General features: G+C 61.6%; 13 protein-coding genes. 10 read left to right on the top strand and 3 right to left on the bottom strand.

What is annotated here, in order from left to right; translation table 11 throughout:
- Nucleotides 1-33: 33 nt before the first annotated feature.
- The 4 genes from dgcB (at nucleotide 34) to CKW07_RS23095 (ending at nucleotide 5,037) form a co-directional block, all read left to right on the top strand.
- Nucleotides 34-1,995: a dimethylglycine demethylation protein DgcB gene (gene dgcB, locus CKW07_RS23110; RefSeq protein WP_095147209.1), complete on the top strand. Its 1,962-nt coding sequence runs from the start codon at nucleotides 34-36 to the stop codon at nucleotides 1,993-1,995.
- Nucleotides 1,995-3,215: an electron transfer flavoprotein subunit alpha/FixB family protein gene (locus CKW07_RS23105; RefSeq protein ID WP_095147208.1), complete on the top strand. Its 1,221-nt coding sequence runs from the start codon at nucleotides 1,995-1,997 to the stop codon at nucleotides 3,213-3,215. Before dgcB ends, CKW07_RS23105 begins: the two co-directional genes overlap by 1 nt.
- A gap of 15 nt (nucleotides 3,216-3,230) precedes the next feature.
- Entirely contained in the window at nucleotides 3,231-4,001 is a 771-nt protein-coding gene (locus tag CKW07_RS23100; protein ID WP_095147207.1) for an electron transfer flavoprotein subunit beta, read from the top strand.
- A gap of 124 nt (nucleotides 4,002-4,125) precedes the next feature.
- The gene (locus tag CKW07_RS23095) at nucleotides 4,126-5,037 is read left to right on the top strand and encodes an RHS repeat-associated core domain-containing protein (RefSeq protein ID WP_095147220.1); all 912 of its coding nucleotides are present in this window, start codon (nucleotides 4,126-4,128) and stop codon (nucleotides 5,035-5,037) included.
- An 856-nt stretch (nucleotides 5,038-5,893) separates the two neighbouring features.
- Here the strand turns inward: CKW07_RS23095 and gbcA are convergent.
- Complete coding sequence (gene gbcA, locus CKW07_RS23090) at nucleotides 5,894-7,189, bottom strand: glycine-betaine demethylase subunit GbcA (protein WP_095147206.1); 1,296 nt, start codon at nucleotides 7,187-7,189, stop codon at nucleotides 5,894-5,896.
- Between the two features lie 282 nt (nucleotides 7,190-7,471).
- Between gbcA and gbcB the strand changes: the two genes are divergently transcribed.
- The gene (gbcB, locus tag CKW07_RS23085) at nucleotides 7,472-8,572 is read left to right on the top strand and encodes a glycine-betaine demethylase subunit GbcB (protein WP_095147205.1); all 1,101 of its coding nucleotides are present in this window, start codon (nucleotides 7,472-7,474) and stop codon (nucleotides 8,570-8,572) included.
- A gap of 39 nt (nucleotides 8,573-8,611) precedes the next feature.
- On the opposite strand, the gene CKW07_RS23080 is transcribed toward gbcB, so the two are convergent.
- Together CKW07_RS23080 and CKW07_RS23075 are read right to left on the bottom strand one after the other, a co-directional pair.
- Nucleotides 8,612-9,436: an NAD(P)-dependent oxidoreductase gene (locus CKW07_RS23080; protein ID WP_095147204.1), complete on the bottom strand. Its 825-nt coding sequence runs from the start codon at nucleotides 9,434-9,436 to the stop codon at nucleotides 8,612-8,614.
- 611 nt (nucleotides 9,437-10,047) lie between these two features.
- Nucleotides 10,048-11,088: a low specificity L-threonine aldolase gene (locus tag CKW07_RS23075; RefSeq protein ID WP_095147203.1), complete on the bottom strand. Its 1,041-nt coding sequence runs from the start codon at nucleotides 11,086-11,088 to the stop codon at nucleotides 10,048-10,050.
- A gap of 130 nt (nucleotides 11,089-11,218) precedes the next feature.
- Between CKW07_RS23075 and CKW07_RS23070 the strand changes: the two genes are divergently transcribed.
- From CKW07_RS23070 to CKW07_RS23050, 5 genes are all read left to right on the top strand, one after another.
- A complete protein-coding gene (locus CKW07_RS23070; protein WP_095147202.1) occupies nucleotides 11,219-11,941 on the top strand; it encodes a TraX family protein in 723 nt (240 codons plus the stop codon).
- 170 nt (nucleotides 11,942-12,111) lie between these two features.
- The gene (gene glyA, locus CKW07_RS23065) at nucleotides 12,112-13,365 is read left to right on the top strand and encodes a serine hydroxymethyltransferase (protein WP_095081391.1); all 1,254 of its coding nucleotides are present in this window, start codon (nucleotides 12,112-12,114) and stop codon (nucleotides 13,363-13,365) included.
- A 23-nt stretch (nucleotides 13,366-13,388) separates the two neighbouring features.
- Nucleotides 13,389-14,639 (top strand): sarcosine oxidase subunit beta, encoded by a 1,251-nt coding sequence (locus CKW07_RS23060; RefSeq protein ID WP_027617102.1) that lies wholly within the window; start codon nucleotides 13,389-13,391, stop codon nucleotides 14,637-14,639.
- A gap of 14 nt (nucleotides 14,640-14,653) precedes the next feature.
- Nucleotides 14,654-14,983: a sarcosine oxidase subunit delta gene (locus tag CKW07_RS23055; RefSeq protein ID WP_095147201.1), complete on the top strand. Its 330-nt coding sequence runs from the start codon at nucleotides 14,654-14,656 to the stop codon at nucleotides 14,981-14,983.
- Complete coding sequence (locus CKW07_RS23050) at nucleotides 14,980-17,997, top strand: sarcosine oxidase subunit alpha (RefSeq protein ID WP_095147200.1); 3,018 nt, start codon at nucleotides 14,980-14,982, stop codon at nucleotides 17,995-17,997. The genes CKW07_RS23055 and CKW07_RS23050 overlap by 4 nt, the downstream gene beginning before the upstream one ends.
- The last annotated feature ends 27 nt before the right edge of the window (nucleotides 17,998-18,024 follow it).

Genomic DNA, 18,024 nt, shown 5'->3' with positions numbered 1-18,024 from the left:
CTTGTAGCTTGCACCTCGCCAGAGGTGACTCTGATGTTGAACACCCTTCTTCCAATCCTGTTGTTCGCTGCCCTGGGCCTCGCGGTTCTGGGCGCGTTGCGGCGGGTGAATATGTGGCGCCGGGGCCGGCCTTCGAAAGTCGACCTGATCGGCGGCCTGCTGGCCATGCCCAAGCGCTACATGGTCGACCTGCACCACGTGGTGGCGCGGGACAAATACATTGCCAATACCCACGTCGCCACGGCCGGCGGTGCGGTGGCGTCCATGGTGCTGGCGATTCTGGTTCACGGTTTCGGCCTGCATAACCGCATCCTCGGCTATGCGCTGCTGTTGATGTCGGCGGTGATGTTCGTCGGTGCGATCTTTGTGTACCTGCGTCGGCGCAATCCACCGGCCCGGCTGTCCAAAGGCCCGTGGATGCGCCTGCCGAAAAGCCTGTTGGCCTTCTCCGCGTCGTTCTTCCTGGTGACCCTGCCGGTGGCAGGCATCCTCCCGGAAAACTTTGGCGGCTGGCTGCTGGCGGTGATCCTTGGCATCGGCGTGTTGTGGGGCGTCTCGGAATTGTTCTTCGGCATGACCTGGGGCGGGCCGATGAAGCACGCCTTCGCCGGTGCGCTGCACCTGGCCTGGCACCGTCGCGCCGAACGTTTTGGTGGTGGTCGTTCTACGGGTCTCAAACCGCTTGACCTGAACGACCCGCAAGCCCCCTTGGGCGTGGAAAAGCCCAAGGATTTTACCTGGAACCAGTTGCTCGGCTTTGACGCCTGCGTGCAGTGCGGTAAATGCGAAGCGGCCTGCCCGGCGTTCGCCGCCGGCCAGCCGCTGAACCCGAAAAAACTGATTCAGGACATGGTGGTCGGCCTGGCCGGTGGGACGGATGCCAAGTTCGCCGGTAGCCCCTACCCATCCCTTGACGGCAGGGGCAAGCCAATCGGTGAGCACGCCGGTAACCCGCATCAACCGATCGTCAACGGCCTGGTGGACGCCGAAACCCTGTGGTCCTGCACCACCTGCCGTGCCTGCGTCGAAGAATGCCCGATGATGATTGAGCACGTGGACGCCATCGTCGACATGCGCCGGCACCTGACCCTGGAAAAAGGCGCGACGCCGAACAAGGGCGCCGAAGTCCTGGAAAACCTGATCGCCACCGACAACCCGGGCGGTTTCGCCCCGGGCGGGCGGATGAACTGGGCGGCGGACTTGAGCCTCAATCTGCTCAGCGAAAAGAAAGCCACTGACGTGCTGTTCTGGGTCGGCGACGGCGCCTTCGACATGCGCAATCAGCGCACCTTGCGCGCGTTCGTCAAAGTCCTGAAAGCGGCGAATGTTGACTTTGCCGTACTGGGCCTCGAGGAGCGTGACAGCGGCGACGTGGCCCGGCGCCTGGGCGATGAAGCCACCTTCCAGCTGTTGGCCAAACGCAACATCCAGACCCTGGCCAAGTACAGCTTCAACCGCATCGTCACCTGCGACCCCCACAGTTTCCACGTACTGAAAAACGAGTACGGTGCCTTCGATGGCAACTACCTGGTGCAGCACCACAGTACCTACATGGCAGAAATCATCGACGCCGGTGCGCTCAATCTCGGTCAGCACAAGGGCAACAGCGTGACCTACCACGACCCGTGCTACCTGGGGCGCTACAACGGCGAATACGAGGCGCCGCGCCAGGTCCTGCGTGCGCTGGGGATCGAGGTCAAGGAAATGCAACGCTCCGGTTTCCGTTCGCGCTGCTGCGGCGGCGGTGGCGGTGCGCCGATCACCGATATCCCCGGCAAGCAGCGGATTCCCGACATGCGCATGGAAGACATCCGCGAGACCGGTGCCGAACTGGTGGCCGTGGGTTGTCCACAGTGCACCGCGATGCTCGAAGGCGTGGTCGAGCCCCGGCCGCTGATCAAGGACATCGCCGAACTGGTGGCCGACGCGCTGCTCGAAGACGCGGCGCCCCGGCCGAACTCTCCGGCCAAACGTGAACCTGCGGAGGCCCACTGATGAGCGACATTATCCGCCGCGACCCACGGGCCGAATGGATCGCCCGTAACCGCCTGCATCCGCTGCACGCGGCCATGCAGCCGGTGCAACACAGCTGGATGGGGCCCAACGGGGTCATCCGCAAGAATCCCCATGGCATTGGCTTCATCGGCCCCAACGGCATCAAGCGGATCGACCGCAGCGGTGCCCAGCAGGGCGGTGCGGCCAAGCGTACGGCGGCCGTTGAAGTGCAACTGCCGTTGCATCAGGTGGCGGCCCCTGCGTTCTACATCGGCGTGGTGCCGGACATGGTCGGTGGTCGCTTGAGCAGCCACGACCGCGACCTGCTGGGCCTGGCCCATCAGTTGGCGGGCAAGGACGGCGCGGTACTGGCGATTGTCTTTGGCGAACACAAGGAAAGCGCCTTCAGCACGGCCGGTGTCGACCGCCTGCTGGTGCTCGAGGGTGACGAATTCTCAGGATATGCACCGGAGCAACGGGTCCAGGGCCTGCGGGCTGTGGATAACCAGTTCAGCCCACGTCACTGGTTGCTGCCGGATAGCCGTACCGGTGGTGGCGAATTGGGTCGACGCTTTGCCGCCGCCCTGGGCGAACGCCCGGCCACACGGGTCTGGCAGGTCAAGGATGAGCAATGCATCGGCCGTGCCGGTGCCGGTCTGCAGGACTTGGCGCGACCTGTCGCGCGCTTGATTCTGGCGGCCGTGGAATGTGCCGAACCGGTCAGCGATACCCGTCACGAAGCACTGCCCGTGGAGTTATCCACAACCGTGGCGCGCAGCCTGTCGCGGATCGAAGATCTGGGCGCGGTGGCGGTGGACCCGGCGGCGATTCCCATGGCCGAGGCCGAGTTCATCTTCTCCGGCGGCAACGGGGTCAAGGACTGGGGACTTTTCCACAGGACCGCCGAAGCCCTCGGTGCCACCGAAGGCGCGTCCCGCGTGGCGGTGGACGACGGCTTCATGGCCCGCGACCGTCAAGTCGGGGCGTCCGGCACCTGGGTGACCGCGCGGGTCTACGTGGCGGTGGGGATTTCCGGGGCGATCCAGCACCTGCAGGGCATTGGCGCCTGCGACAAGGTGGTGGCGATCAACCTGGACCCCGGGTGCGACATGATCAAGCGGGCCGACCTGTCGGTGATCGGCGAGAGCGCCGAGATGCTTCACGCCTTGATCGCGGCGGTAGAGGCTTACCGCAACGGTGCCAAGCGCGATGCGGCTTAAGGGAAGGAAAGGGTTATGAGCACGAAAATCATCAGCCTGGTGTCCATCGGCGCCCACCCGACCTCCGGTCGGCCACGTCGCGCGGAACAGGATGCGCGGGCGGTGGAACTCGGTCTGCAACTGGCTGGGGATAACTTGCAGGTGTTGCATGCCGGCGACGTCGCCGAGCCTGCGTTGCGCGCCTATCTGGGCATGGGTCTTGAACAGTTGCATGTCCTGGAACAACCGGCGGGCGCCGATGCGTTGCCGGCATTGACCGACTATTTGCGTAGTGCAGGTGCCCAGGTGGTGCTGACCGGCAGCCAGGCGGAAACCGGTGAAGGCTCGGGCATGTTGCCGTTTCTGCTAGCCGAAAGCCTCGGCTGGCCGTTGGTGGTGGGGCTGGCGCAGGTCGAGTCCATCGAAAGCGGTTCGGCGTTGGTGCTGCAGGCCTTGCCCCGTGGTCAGCGGCGGCGCTTGAAAGTCCGCTTGCCGTTTCTGGCGACGGTGGATAACGCCGCGCCCAAGCCTCGGCAAAGCGCGTTCGGCCCGGCTCGGCGCGGGGTATTGCAGGCCGAGGACGTTGAAGTGCTCGACGATGAACTGCTCGCCGTCGCCACGCTGCAACCGGCCAAACCCCGGCCTAAACGTCTGAAAGTGATCAAGGCCAAGAGCGGTGCTGACCGCATGAAGGCGGCCACGGCCAAGGCCAGTGGCGGCGGTGGCCAGGTGCTCAAGGGCGTGAGTGCCCAGGAAGGCGCCGAGGCGATCCTCAAGCTGCTGATTGAAGAGGGCGTTGTTCGCTAGTTCCGAGGGTGCCCTGGCAGAACTGCTAGTGTTGCATTCAACGCGCTTTTGTTAGGTTGATGAGCATGGATTGAGCCCCCCGCAGCAGCACTGCGGGGCGTCTGGATTGATGCGAGGCCACCTGATGCACACCGTCGGTAACACCCCACGTCCTGCCCGCCCACCAGCAACCACGGTGGCGCTGCCACGCACCCTGTTGCTGGCGACCGATCTGCAACAATCGATCCTCGCCGAGCTGGACCGCAGCGGTCCGAACCTTCGCACTTACACCGCCTATGGCTCGCCCAGTAGCCTGCGCCCGATGAACGCCGGCCTGGGCTTCAATGGGCAGCTCAAAGAGCGTCCTACCGGCTGGTATCACCTGGGCAATGGCCATCGGGTCTATAACCCGGTGCTGATGCGGTTTCATAGCCCGGATCGGTTGAGTCCGTTTGGTGAGGGGGGATTGAATCCGTATGCGTATTGTTCGGGCTCACCCATGAACCGGGTTGATCCATCTGGTAGGTCATGGTTGTCTCTGCTGGGGAATGCTGTGGGGACTGCTTTGAATACCATCTTTGCCGGGGCGGCGATCAACAGGTCGGCAGCGGCAATCGTAGCTGGAAAACCTCAAAGCATGCTGACGCGCATTGGCAACGCGATGAGCTTTTGGGGGGGCGCTACGGGTGTGCCGGCCCGTGCAGTGGGCGTCCCTGCGGCGATAGTGGCGCAGATGCCTGCCACCGGCATGTCGCTTGGATCTAACGTGGGGATCATTGGCAGCCAGGTTCTCACGGGGGTAGGTGCAGTCAAACAGAATTACGTTATTGCTCGGACATGGATGGCAACCGCTACCAGCAATGGGCAGTCAAGATGGCGTGTGTTGTGGGAGGCGACCAAGGAGGCCAGTGGGTGGAACTTGCTCCGCAGGCAAGCGCCTGGTCAGGTGCCGGGAAGGGTGCCTGATCCTTTGAAAAATGTCGTGGTGGTGCCCCGAGGCGAAAACCCGCAAGCCGCTGGCCCGGGCGACACTGCCGGCTCTATACGCCAGTCCTAATGAATGTTACAGGCGCAGGCATAATTACCCACAATCCCTGTTAGCGCTTCTGTGGATAACATGTTCACCCCTCGCTACACCCCCTGCACAGCAAGCCCTGCAAGCCTTTGTACGAAAAACAACCAGTGCTACTGGTTGTTTTTTCAAGCTTTTTTCAGTGGATGGGGAGATCCCTTGTTCAAGACTTGCCCCCAATCTCTGTTGGCGCTTCTGTGGATAAGATGTTCGCTCTCGGCTGTGAGCCTTATGAATCGGGCTCTTCAAGGTTTTGATCAATAAATAATCAAAAGCGTGTTTTTACCCCTATATGGCCACTCAAAGCCTTGAAATCTGCTGTCTGGACCGGGTTTTCCACAAAACATGGCGACGGTGCACAAGTTGCCCCCAAAGTCTGTTGGCGCTTCTGTGGATAAGGTGTTTGCGAGCCGATACAGGCCACGTATACCGTGGCTTACAGGGTTTTGGTTAAAAAATGTTCAATGGCCGGTGAAAAACCGCTAATTGAATAAGTCACGGATTTTCTTCGGTTTCTGTGGAGAAAGATTTCCACGTATCCACAGTTGTCCCCATTTGCTGTGGGTGAAGATGTGGATAACTTGTTTGCTGAAGGCTGGGAGCCACGGGGGGTATAGCTCTGAACGAAATAGATCATATTTCGTACAGTTCTAAAGGAAGAGAAGGATATAGCCGGGAGAAAACCTAATGCGAACAAGACTCCTGTAGGAGCGAGCTTGCTCCGGGCGGCGTTCCGACGAAGGTCGTGAACGATAACGCGCAAAACCAGAAGCTCAGTGCTGCCTCGGGTTTTTCGCGAGCAAGCGGAGCGCCGCCCGGCTCGCTCCTACAGGGGCTTGCTTTAGCCTTGAACAGGAACCCCTTTGAGGTATGGCGCAGGCTCTGCACCCAGGTTGTTCAGCAGGCGCTCGCTGTACCAGTCCACGAAGTTCACCACGCCAAACTCGTAAGTCTTGGAGTACGGCCCAGGTTGGTACGCGGTGGAGTTGATCCCGCGCTGGTTCTCTTCAGCCAGGCGACGGTCCTGGTCGTTGGTGGCATCCCAGACCTGACGCATGCGCTCCACGTCGTAGTCCACGCCTTCGACGGCATCCTTGTGCACCAGCCACTTGGTGGTGACCATGGTTTCCTGGGCGCTGATTGGCCACACAGTGAAGACGATGATGTGGTCGCCCATGCAGTGATTCCAGGAGTGCGGCAGGTGCAGGATGCGCATCGAGCCCAGGTCCGGGTTCTGGATGCGGCCCATGAGCTTCTTGCAGCCTTGCTTGCCGTCCAGGGTCATGGACACGGTGCCCTTGAGCAGGGGCATGCGCACGATGCGGTTGCGCAGACCGAAGCTGGCGTGGGCGTAAGGGATCTTCTCGGCTTCCCAGGCAGCGGCGGAATCGGCCACGTGGTCCTTGAACGCCTGGTCGGCGCGCGGGTCGGTGACGTCGTCCCACTCGAGCAGGGTTTTCAGTAGTTCCGGGTGCGACGCGTTGCAGTGGTAGCATTCGCGGTTGTTTTCCAGCACCAGTTTCCAGTTGGCCTTTTCCATCAAGGTGGTGGTGATCGCCACCTTGGTGTTCTCCATGTCGTACGGTTCCATGTAATGGTTCAGCGTCGACAGGAAGTCATCGATGGCTGGCGGGTTTTCCGCCAGGCTGATGAAGATGTAGCCGCCAGCGGTTTTCACGTTCACCGGCTTGAGGCCGTACTGTTTCATGTCGAAGTCGTCGCCCATCTCGGTGCCGGCGAACAGCAGGCGACCGTCGAGCTCGTAGGTCCACTGGTGGTAGTGGCAGACCAGCTTGGCGACCTTGCCCTTGTCACTGGTGCACAGGCGCGAGCCACGGTGGCGGCAGACGTTGTGGAAGGCATGCACCACGCCTTCGGCTCCGCGGATCACGATGATCGGGTTCTTGCCGATCTGCAGGGTCAGGTAGTTGCCCTTGGTCGGGATCTCGCAGGTCATGCCGGCGATCAACCACTCTTTCTGAAAGATTTCCTGCATGTCGATATCGAACAGGCGGTCATCGGAGTAGAACGGTTGTGGCAGCGAGAACGTGCGCTCGCGCTCTTGCAGCATCTGTGCGGTGGCCTTGCGTGCGGGTTCCAGTGGATCGCCCAGGCTCAGGGTAGTGGTGACGTCCATCGATTTAGTCCTCATGGCCATTCGGTGTGGCCGGCGAATAGTGGCTGATACGGTTGCTACGCAAGACAAAAACAGCGTTTATCTGTTGAGGCGAGTGTGGGGCCGGCGCTGGTCAGAACCTTATCCATGGGCGACATGATGCAATCTGTTCCCGACGCGCAACCCCCGGTATACAGGGGCTGGTCGCGATAAGTACGTGAATGTCGTAGATAGGTAAGTGGTCGCCTCGCGCCTTGAGCAGAATCGCCAATATGAGGCCGACAGTCGGCCGTGGAGATCAGCATGTCCAACAGCTTCCTGAACCCGGTAACCACCCAGACCTGGGCCAATGGCCGACACATTGTCCGTTGCGTCAAAGTCATCCAGGAAACCTGGGACGTGCGCACCTTCTGCTTCATGGCCGATCAGCCGATCATGTTCTTCTTCAAGCCGGGGCAGTTCGTCACCCTGGAACTTGAGATCGAAGGCCAGCCGATCATGCGGTCTTACACCATTTCCAGCTCGCCGTCGGTGCCCTACAGTTTCTCGGTGACCATCAAGCGCGTGCCGGGCGGCAAGGTCTCCAACTGGCTGCACGACACCCTGCACGAGGGCCAGGAACTGGCGGTGCACGGCCCGGTGGGATTGTTCAACGCCATCGACTTCCCGAGCCCGAAAGTGTTGTACCTCAGCGGCGGTGTCGGCATCACCCCGTGTATGTCCATGGCCCGCTGGTTCTACGACACCAACGGCAATGTCGACATGGTGTTTATCCACAGCGCACGTTCGCCCAAGGACATCATCTATCACCGCGAGCTGGAACACATGGCTTCGCGGATCGACAACTTCAGCCTGCACTTGATCTGCGAGAAACACGGCCTGGGCGAGCCCTGGGCCGGTTATCGCGGCTACCTGAACCACAAGATGCTGGAATTGATGGCGCCGGATTTCCTCGAACGCGAGGTATTCTGCTGCGGCCCGACCCCGTACATGAACGCGGTCAAGCGTCTGCTCGAAGCCAGTGGCTTTGACATGAAGCGCTATCACGAAGAATCCTTCGGTGCCACGCCACCGGAGGCCCGCGCTGATGCGGTTGAGCAAGCCGAACAGGCTGCCGAAGCACCGGAAGTCGACGCCGCGGATTTGCACCAGGTGGAGTTCACCGCCTCTGGCAAGAGCATTCGCGTGGCGCCGGGCGAAACCGTGCACGCGGCGGCGGCCAAGGTCGGACTGTTGATCCCCAAAGCCTGCGGCATGGGTATTTGCGGCACCTGCAAGGTGTTGAAGCTTGGGGGCGAAGTGGAGATGGAGCACAACGGCGGGATCACCGAGGAAGACGAGGCCGAAGGGTTCATCCTGTCGTGCTGCAGCGTGCCGAAAGGCGATGTGCGCATCGAGTTCTAAACGAAACGATCCCGCCCGCCAGGGCGGGATCGGCGGTACTTAGTCGATGAACAGGTCGGTCATCAGCTTGTCGGTGGTGCCCGGCGCGAAGCGATAGTGCTCGAACTCGGTGGCACCCTGTTCCCGAAGTATTTGCTCATCGATCAACAAACGTCCGGTCAGGCTGCGGTTGGCGCTGCTGAGAATGGCGTGGGCGGCATCGGCCATGATGGCGGGTGTGCGGGCGTGCTTGAACGATTCCCGCGAGCCCAGCTGAAACTCGATGGCGGCTGTGGCGATCATGGTCTGTGGCCACAACGAGTTGACGCTGATGCCATAGGCTGCAAATTCCTCGCTCATGCCCAGGGTCAGCATGCTCATGCCGTATTTGGTCACGGTGTAGGGGCTGTACTGGGCGAACCATTTGCTGGCCAGGTTCAGCGGTGGCGACAGGTTGAGGATGTGTCCGCCGGATTTTTTCAGATAGGGCAGGGCGGCCTGGCTGCACAGCAGCACGGCGCGGGTGTTGATCTGGTGCATCAGGTCGAAGCGCTTGAGTTCGATGTGCGCAACCCCGGTCAGCTTGATTGCCCCGGCATTGTTGATCAGCGCGTCAATACCGCCGAAATGCTCGTTAGCCTGGGCCAGTGCCGCCTGCACCGCGACTTCGTCGCGAACATCGACCTGCAGGGCCAGCGCCTTGCCTCCAGCCGCCTCAACTTCCAGGGCCACGCTATGGATAGTCCCGGGCAGTTTGGGGTGAGGCTCCGCACTTTTGGCGGCGATCACGATATTGGCCCCATCGCGGGCAGCTCGCAGCGCAATCTCACGGCCGATGCCACGGCTGGCGCCAGTGATGAACAGGGTTTTACCTTGCAATGACATGTACACGCTCCTGATTGTTGTTATGTGAGCGGACGAGCTCGACAGAGAATGTAGACGAAGCCTGATGGATGGCGCGAGCGGACAAAAGTGACTTCACCCGTCGGCAGAGGTCGTTTCGGGACCTGCGAAGTGCTGTAGTGGGTAAGATAAAGCGGCGGGGATATTGCAGAAGGTCTGAAAGGCTCCGCGTCTAAAGGGCTTTGACGCGGAGCATTGGAGCGATAATTTACGGCCTTTCTGAGGAGATCTCAATTTTGTAATTATTTGACATCTGTTGCACGAAAACCTTTTTTACAACAATGGATTCTGAATTGTCGTGATGTTTAATTGTGTCGCCGATGTTCACAATTTTTAAAAATTCATCTCTTTCAACTTCTTTGGCGGTACTTGTCAGAAGCACACCTTGTGATTGATCGTTCATTTTGATAGCTCTCTACTGGAACAGCGTTTGCGCCGAATGTTCGACGGGCCTTGTTCCTGAAAGACTGCGCAACCTTTTCAGGTGTTCCGACGATACGCCAGCGTTGCAGAGCAGTTGAACTGTCAGAAATAACAGTTCTGATGAGCGGCGCGACGCAATCCGGATGCGCCTGCCGCTGCTGGTGCCAGATTCAGGCACTCATCACTTCACGAATATCTTTCGCCAATTCACGCACGCGCTCTTCGTCGGTATCCCATGAGCACATGAAGCGGGCGCCGCCTTTGCCGATGAAGGTGTAGAAACGCCAGTTTTTCTCGGTCAGTGCCGCGACGGCCGACTCCGACAGCTGCAGGAACACACCATTGGCCTGTACCGGGAACATCAGTTCAACGCCGGGAATGTCGCTGACCAGTTCGGCCAGCAGCTGCGCGCAGTGGTTAGCGTGGCGGGCGTATTTGAGCCAGGCGTTGTTTTCGAGAATGCCGACCCAAGGGGCCGAGAGGAAGCGCATTTTCGACGCCAGTTGACCGGCCTGTTTGCAGCGGTAGTCGAAGTCTTCGGCCAGTTTCTGGTTGAAGAACAGAATCGCCTCACCGACCGCCATGCCGTTTTTCGTACCGCCAAAGCACAGCACGTCGACGCCGGCTTTCCAGGTCAGGTCGGCGGGCGAGCAGCCGAGGAAAGCGCAGGCGTTGGAGAAGCGCGCGCCGTCCATGTGCAGGTTCAGGCCCAGTTCTTTGCAGGTGGCGCTGATGGCGCGGATTTCGTCCGGGGTGTAGACGCTGCCGACCTCGGTGGCCTGGGTCAGGGTCACGACCCGTGGTTTCGGGTAGTGGATGTCCTGGCGCTTGAGGGCGATTTCGCGGATCGAGGCTGGCGTCAGCTTGCCGTTTTCGGTGCCGGCGATCAGCAATTTTGAGCCGTTGGAGAAGAATTCCGGCGCGCCGCATTCGTCGGTTTCGACGTGGGCGGTTTCCGAGCAGATCACACTGTGGTAACTCTGGCACAGCGACGACAGGGCCAGTGAGTTGGCGGCGGTGCCGTTGAAGGCGAAGAACACTTCGCAGTCGGTTTCAAACAGCTTGCGGAAGTCGTCCGAGGCGCGGGCAGTCCACTCATCGTCGCCATAGGCGCGCTGGTGGCCCTGGTTGGCCTGTTCCATGGCGGCCCAGGCTTCAGGGCAGATACCGGAATAGTTGTCGCTGGCGAATTGTTGGCTCTTATCGGTCATGGCCCGCTTCCGTGGTCGAGACTCTTGGGTGAAGAGTTCGTTGGTCAATGAGGGTGCGCACTTTACCGAAGATCGTCCGGGGAGCACACGGGATGTATCTGTCAGAAAACTACACAGTCGATGGGCGATTATGCACGTGACTCAACGTGACGGGGCACTCGATCTGCTCAAATGGTTGGCGCTGCTGAGCATGGTGCTCGATCACCTGCGTTACATCGGGTTGCCCCTGGACCTGCTGTATGTGCCGGGGCGTCTGGCGTTCCCGTGGTTTTGCCTGGCAATGGCGGCCAACCTGGCGCGGCCGGCCGCGGTGCCTGGCGATGGCGTGCGTCAGTGGCGTTACCTGGGCTGGTTGCTGCTGTTCAGTCTGTTGAGCGAAATACCCTACCGGTTGTATATCCCTGATCCTGGCGTTTTAAACGTGTTGCCTACACTGGCGCTGGGGTTGCTGGTTGCGCGTGGCTGGCAACAACCGGACATTCAGGCGCGCGGGTTGGGGCTGGTGGCGCTGCTGCTGGGGGCACTGTTCAGTGAACGACTGATGTTCGGTGTGTTCGGTGTCCTGCTGCCCCTGGCGACGCTGCTGGTGATCCGCAAGCCGTGGTATTTCGCCGTGTTGCCGGGACTGGTCTGTCTGGCGGCCAATGAGTGGGAGGCGCTGATTGCCGCCGGTCGCCACGGCAACACGCTTGCCGAGGTCGCTTTTGGCGTCTGCCTGATCGCACCGCTGGGCGGTCTGTTGCTGTTGCGCGGTGTGCGCCAGTGCTCGCCACCGCCGATGCGGCGCTGGGCTTACGCGCTCTATCCCGTGCATTTCCTGCTGTTACTGGGCCTGCGTCAGGTCCTGTCCTGAGCCCTGTTCAAGAGTCTACCGGCACAGCATGTCGTAAACGCACCTTTGCGTGGCGTCCATAGGCATTTGACCACTCGAAGCCGGCCATACCATCGCATTCAAAGGGCACTGCGCAAAGGCAGGTGCCTCACCGAGACGAATGGCGCACCGCCGCCGCTGGGAGAGACGCGATGTTCAGCAAGCAAGACCAGATCCAGGGTTACGACGATGCACTGCTGGCGGCGATGAATGCCGAGGAGTTGCGCCAGGAAGATCACATCGAGCTGATCGCGTCAGAGAACTACACCAGCAAGCGCGTCATGGAAGCCCAGGGCAGCGGCCTGACCAACAAATACGCCGAAGGTTATCCGGGCAAGCGTTACTACGGCGGTTGCGAGCACGTCGACAAGGTCGAAGCCCTGGCCATCGAGCGCGCCAAGCAGCTGTTCGGCGCCGACTATGCCAACGTCCAGCCGCACTCCGGCAGCCAGGCCAACGCGGCGGTCTATCTGGCCCTGCTGCAAGCCGGCGATACCGTACTGGGCATGAGCCTGGCCCACGGCGGGCACCTGACCCACGGTGCCAAGGTCAGCTTCTCCGGCAAGCTCTACAACGCGGTGCAATACGGCATCGACACCGACACCGGCCTGATCGACTACGACGAAGTCGAGCGCCTGGCGGTCGAGCACCAGCCGAAAATGATCATCGCCGGCTTCTCCGCTTACTCCAAGACCCTGGATTTCCCGCGCTTCCGTCAGATCGCTGACAAAGTCGGTGCTTATCTTTTTGTTGATATGGCCCACGTCGCCGGTCTGGTCGCTGCCGGTCTGTACCCGAACCCGATTCCGTTCGCCGACGTGGTCACCACTACCACCCACAAGACCCTGCGCGGTCCACGGGGCGGCCTGATCCTGGCCCGCGCCAACGAAGAGCTGGAAAAGAAACTCAACGCCGCCGTGTTCCCCGGTGGCCAGGGCGGCCCGCTGATGCACGTGATCGCCGCCAAGGCCGTGTGCTTCAAGGAAGCACTGGAGCCAGGCTTCAAGGTGTATCAACAGCAAGTGATCGACAACGCCCAGGCCATGGCCGGCATCTTTATCAAACGTGGCTACGATGTAGTGTCCGGTGGCACCGACAACCACCTGTTCCTGGTGAGCCTGATCCGCCAGGGCCTGACCGGTAAAGAAGCCGACGCCGCCCTGGGTCGCGCCCACATCACCGTGAACAAGAACGCCGTACCGAACGACCCACAGTCGCCGTTCGTCACTTCGGGCCTGCGCATTGGCACCCCGGCCGTGACCTCGCGTGGCTTCAAGGTCACCCAGTGCACGGAACTGGCCGGCTGGATCTGCGACATCCTCGACAACCTCGGCGACGCCGACGTTGAAGCCGATGTGGCGAAGAACGTCGCGGCCCTGTGCGCGGACTTCCCGGTTTATCGCTGAGCGCGGTTTTGGAGTAAATGACTATGCAACGCTACTCAGGCTTCGGCCTCTTCAAACACTCCCTCAGCCACCACGAAAACTGGCAGCGGATGTGGCGCACGCCGACCCCGAAAAAGGTCTACGACGTGGTCATCGTCGGCGGCGGCGGGCATGGTCTGGCGACTGCCTACTACCTGGCCAAGGAGCACGGCATCACCAACGTGGCCGTGGTCGAGAAAGGCTGGCTGGGCGGCGGTAACACCGCGCGCAACACCACCATCGTGCGTTCCAACTACCTGTGGGATGAGTCGGCGCACCTCTACGAACACGCCATGAAACTCTGGGAAGGCCTGTCCCAGGACCTGAACTACAACGTGATGTTCTCCCAGCGCGGGGTCTACAACCTGTGCCACACCCTGCAGGACATCCGTGACTCCGAGCGTCGGGTCAGCGCCAACCGCCTCAACGGCGTCGACGGCGAATTGCTCAACGCCCAGCAAGTGGCCGACGAGATTCCGTACCTCGATTGCTCGAAGAACACCCGCTATCCGGTGATGGGCGCGACCGTCCAGCGTCGCGGCGGCGTGGCTCGCCACGATGCCGTGGCCTGGGGCTTTGCCCGTGCCGCCGACGCCCTGGGCGTGGACCTGATCCAGCAGACCGAAGTGATCGGCTTTCGCAAGGAAAACGGTGTGTGCATCGGCGTGGAAACCAACAAGGGTTTCATCGGCGCCAAGCGCGTCGGCGTGGTCACCGCCGGTAACTCCGGGCACATGGCCAAGCTGGCCGGTTTCCGCCTGCCGATCGAATCCCACCCGCTGCAAGCGCTGGTGTCCGAGCCGATCAAGCCGATTATCGACAGCGTGATCATGTCCAACGCCGTGCACGGCTACATCAGCCAGTCCGACAAGGGCGACCTGGTGATCGGTGCCGGTATCGACGGCTACAACGGCTACGGCCAGCGTGGTTCCTACCCGGTGATCGAACACACCATCCAGGCCATCGTCGAGATGTTCCCGGTATTGTCCCGCGTGCGCATGAACCGCCAATGGGGCGGCATCGTCGACACCACCCCGGACGCCTGCCCGATCATCTCGAAAACCCCGGTGCCGAACATGTTCTTCAACTGCGGTTGGGGCACCGGCGGTTTCAAGGCCACACCCGGCTCGGGCAACGTGTTTGCCGCGAGCCTGGCCAAGGGTGAAATGCACCCGTTGGCCGCACCTTTCTCCATCGACCGTTTCCACAACGGTGCGTTGATCGATGAACACGGCGCTGCTGCGGTCGCCCACTAACAGGAGAAATCCCTATGTTGCATATCTTCTGTCCTCACTGCGGCGAACTGCGCTCCGAAGAGGAATTCCATGCATCCGGCCAGGCGCACATTCCGCGCCCACTGGATCCGAACACCTGCACCGACGAGGAGTGGGGCGACTACCTGTTCTTCCGTGACAATCCTCGCGGCCTGCACCACGAACTGTGGGACCACGTTGCCGGTTGCCGCCAGTACTTCAACGTCACCCGAGACACCGTGACCTACGAGATTCTCGAGACCTACAAGATCGGCAGCAAGCCGCAGTTCACCGACAAGACTGAAAGTCCGAAAGTGGCCGCGCAGGCTCTGGGAGCGAAGGTATGAGCCAGATCAATCGCCTGTCCAACGGTGGACGGATCGACCGCAACAAAGTCCTGACCTTCACCTTCAACGGCCAGGTCTACAAAGGCTTTGAAGGCGACTCCCTGGCTGCTGCACTGCTGGCCAATGGCGTCGACATCATCGGTCGCAGCTTCAAGTATTCCCGTCCGCGCGGGATCTTCGCCGCAGGCTCCGAGGAGCCGAACGCCGTGCTGCAGATCGGCGCCACCGAAGCCACCCAGATCCCCAACGTCCGGGCCACGCAACAGGCGTTGTACCAGGGCCTGGTCGCCACTAGCACCAACGGCTGGCCGAGCGTGAACAACGACATGATGGGGATTCTCGGCAAGGTCGGCGGCAAGCTGATGCCGCCGGGCTTCTACTACAAAACCTTCATGTACCCGCAATCGTTCTGGATGACTTACGAGAAGTACATCCGCAAGGCTGCCGGCCTGGGTCGTTCGCCGACCGAGAATGATCCGGACACCTACGACTACATGAACCAGCATTGCGACGTGCTGATCGTCGGTGCCGGCCCTGCCGGTCTGGCGGCTGCCCTGGCCGCTGCGCGCAGCGGCGCCCGGGTGATCCTGGCCGATGAGCAGGAAGAGTTCGGCGGCAGCCTGCTCGATACCCGCGAAAGCCTGGATGGCAAGCCAGCCACCGAGTGGGTCGCCAACGTGATCGCCGAGCTGAAGGCCACCCCGGATGTGCTGTTGCTTCCACGGGCGACCGTCAACGGCTACCACGACCACAACTTCCTGACCATTCACGAGCGCCTCACCGATCACCTCGGCGACCGCGCGCCGATCGGCCAGGTGCGCCAGCGCATCCACCGGGTTCGCGCCACGCGCGTGGTGCTGGCCACCGGGACCCACGAGCGTCCACTGGTCTACGGCAACAACGACGTGCCGGGCAACATGCTGGCCGGTGCCGTCTCGACTTACGTGCGTCGCTACGGTGTGGCGCCGGGTAAAAAACTGGTGCTGTCCACCAACAACGATCACGCCTACCGCGTGGCCCTGGACTGGCTCGATGCCAGCCTGCAAGTGGTCGCCATCGCCGACGCCCGCAGCAACCCGCGCGGTGCGCTGGTGGAAGAAGCGCGGGCCAAAGGCATTCGTATCCTGACCGGCAGCGCGGTGATCGAAGCCCGTGGCAGCAAGCACGTGACCGCTGCCCGCGTGGCGGCCATCGATGTCAAAGCCCACACCGTGACCAGTCCGGGTGAATGGCTGGAGTGCGACATTGTCGCCAGCTCCGGCGGTTACAGCCCGGTGGTTCACCTGGCCTCGCACTTGGGTGGCAAGCCGATCTGGCGTGAAGACATCCTCGGTTTTGTACCGGGCGAAGCTCCGCAGAAGCGCGTATGCGTCGGTGGCATCAACGGCGTCTATAGCCTCGGTGACTCGCTGGCCGACGGTTTTGAGGGGGGCGCCCGCGCCGCCGCCGAAGCCGGTTTCAAAACGGTCGAAGGCGTGCTGCCCAAGGCCCTGAGCCGCCATGAGGAATCGACCCTGGCGTTGTTCCAGGTCCCCCATGAAAAGAGCACCGCACGGGCGCCGAAGCAATTCGTCGACCTGCAAAACGACGTCACCGCCGCCGCCATCGAACTGGCGACCCGCGAAGGCTTCGAATCGGTCGAGCACGTCAAACGCTACACCGCACTGGGTTTCGGTACCGACCAGGGCAAGCTGGGCAACGTCAATGGCTTGGCCATCGCCGCCCGTTCGCTGAACGTGACCATCCCGCAGATGGGCACCACCATGTTCCGCCCGAACTACACGCCGGTCACCTTCGGCGCGGTGGCCGGTCGTCACTGTGGGCATATCTTCGAGCCGGTGCGATACACCGCGCTGCATCACTGGCACGTGAAGAACGGTGCCGAATTCGAAGACGTCGGGCAGTGGAAGCGCCCTTGGTACTTCCCGCGCAACGGCGAAGACCTGCATGCCGCGGTCAAGCGCGAATGCCTGGCCGTGCGTGAAAGCGTCGGCCTGCTCGATGCCTCGACACTGGGCAAGATCGACATCCAGGGACCGGATGCGCGGGAGTTCCTCAACCGCGTCTACACCAACGCCTGGACCAAGCTGGACGTGGGCAAGGCGCGCTACGGCCTGATGTGCAAAGAAGACGGCATGGTCTTCGATGACGGCGTCACCGCCTGCCTGGCCGACAACCACTTCGTGATGACCACCACCACGGGCGGCGCCGCGCGTGTGCTGCAGTGGCTGGAGCTGTATCACCAGACCGAATGGCCGGACCTGAAGGTGTACTTCACCTCGGTCACCGATCACTGGGCGACCATGACCCTGTCCGGGCCGAACAGCCGCAAGCTGCTCAGCGAGGTCACCGACATCGACCTGGACAAGGACGGCTTCCCGTTCATGACCTGGAAAGAAGGCCTGGTCGGTGGTGTGCCAGCGCGGGTGTTCCGGATTTCGTTTACCGGTGAGCTGTCGTACGAAGTCAACGTGCAGGCCGACTACGCCATGGGCGTGCTCGAGAAAATCGTCGAGGCCGGCAAGAAGTACAACCTGACGCCGTATGGCACCGAAACCATGCACGTATTGCGGGCCGAGAAGGGCTTCATCATCGTCGGCCAGGACACGGACAGCTCGATGACTCCGGACGACTTGAACATGGGCTGGTGCGTGGGTCGCACCAAACCGTTCTCGTGGATCGGCTGGCGTGGCATGAATCGCGAAGACTGCGTGCGTGATCAGCGTAAACAGCTGGTCGGCCTCAAGCCAATCGATCCGACCAAATGGCTGCCGGAGGGTGCGCAGCTGGTGTTCAACACCAAGCAAGCGATCCCGATGACCATGGTCGGTCATGTGACCTCCAGCTACGCCCACAACTCCCTGGGCTACTCGTTTGCCATGGGTGTGGTCAAGGGCGGTCTGGAGCGCCTCGGTGAGCGAGTGTTCGCACCGTTGGCCGACGGCAGCGTGATCGAAGCGGAAATCGTTTCTTCGGTGTTCTTCGATCCGAAAGGCGATCGCCAGAACGTGTAATCGATCACCCCCGCGCCAGGCGCGGGG

This window comes from Pseudomonas sp. Irchel s3b6 (assembly GCF_900187415.1).
In the GTDB taxonomy this organism is placed as follows: Bacteria; Pseudomonadota; Gammaproteobacteria; order Pseudomonadales; family Pseudomonadaceae; genus Aquipseudomonas.
Note: the sequence above shows the minus strand (reverse complement) of the source record. Positions and strands in the feature narration are given on the sequence as shown.

Excerpts from the sequence above, each read along its gene's own strand:
- dgcB (WP_095147209.1), top strand. The coding sequence starts at position 34 with ATGTTGAACACCCTTCTTCCAATCCTGTTGTTCGCTGCCCTGGGCCTC.
- CKW07_RS23105 (WP_095147208.1), top strand. The coding sequence starts at position 1,995 with ATGAGCGACATTATCCGCCGCGACCCACGGGCCGAATGGATCGCCCGT.
- CKW07_RS23100 (WP_095147207.1), top strand. The coding sequence starts at position 3,231 with ATGAGCACGAAAATCATCAGCCTGGTGTCCATCGGCGCCCACCCGACC.
- CKW07_RS23095 (WP_095147220.1), top strand. The coding sequence starts at position 4,126 with ATGCACACCGTCGGTAACACCCCACGTCCTGCCCGCCCACCAGCAACC.
- gbcA (WP_095147206.1), bottom strand. The coding sequence starts at position 7,189 with ATGGACGTCACCACTACCCTGAGCCTGGGCGATCCACTGGAACCCGCA.
- gbcB (WP_095147205.1), top strand. The coding sequence starts at position 7,472 with ATGTCCAACAGCTTCCTGAACCCGGTAACCACCCAGACCTGGGCCAAT.
- CKW07_RS23080 (WP_095147204.1), bottom strand. The coding sequence starts at position 9,436 with ATGTCATTGCAAGGTAAAACCCTGTTCATCACTGGCGCCAGCCGTGGC.
- CKW07_RS23075 (WP_095147203.1), bottom strand. The coding sequence starts at position 11,088 with ATGACCGATAAGAGCCAACAATTCGCCAGCGACAACTATTCCGGTATC.
- CKW07_RS23070 (WP_095147202.1), top strand. The coding sequence starts at position 11,219 with ATGCACGTGACTCAACGTGACGGGGCACTCGATCTGCTCAAATGGTTG.
- glyA (WP_095081391.1), top strand. The coding sequence starts at position 12,112 with ATGTTCAGCAAGCAAGACCAGATCCAGGGTTACGACGATGCACTGCTG.
- CKW07_RS23060 (WP_027617102.1), top strand. The coding sequence starts at position 13,389 with ATGCAACGCTACTCAGGCTTCGGCCTCTTCAAACACTCCCTCAGCCAC.
- CKW07_RS23055 (WP_095147201.1), top strand. The coding sequence starts at position 14,654 with ATGTTGCATATCTTCTGTCCTCACTGCGGCGAACTGCGCTCCGAAGAG.
- CKW07_RS23050 (WP_095147200.1), top strand. The coding sequence starts at position 14,980 with ATGAGCCAGATCAATCGCCTGTCCAACGGTGGACGGATCGACCGCAAC.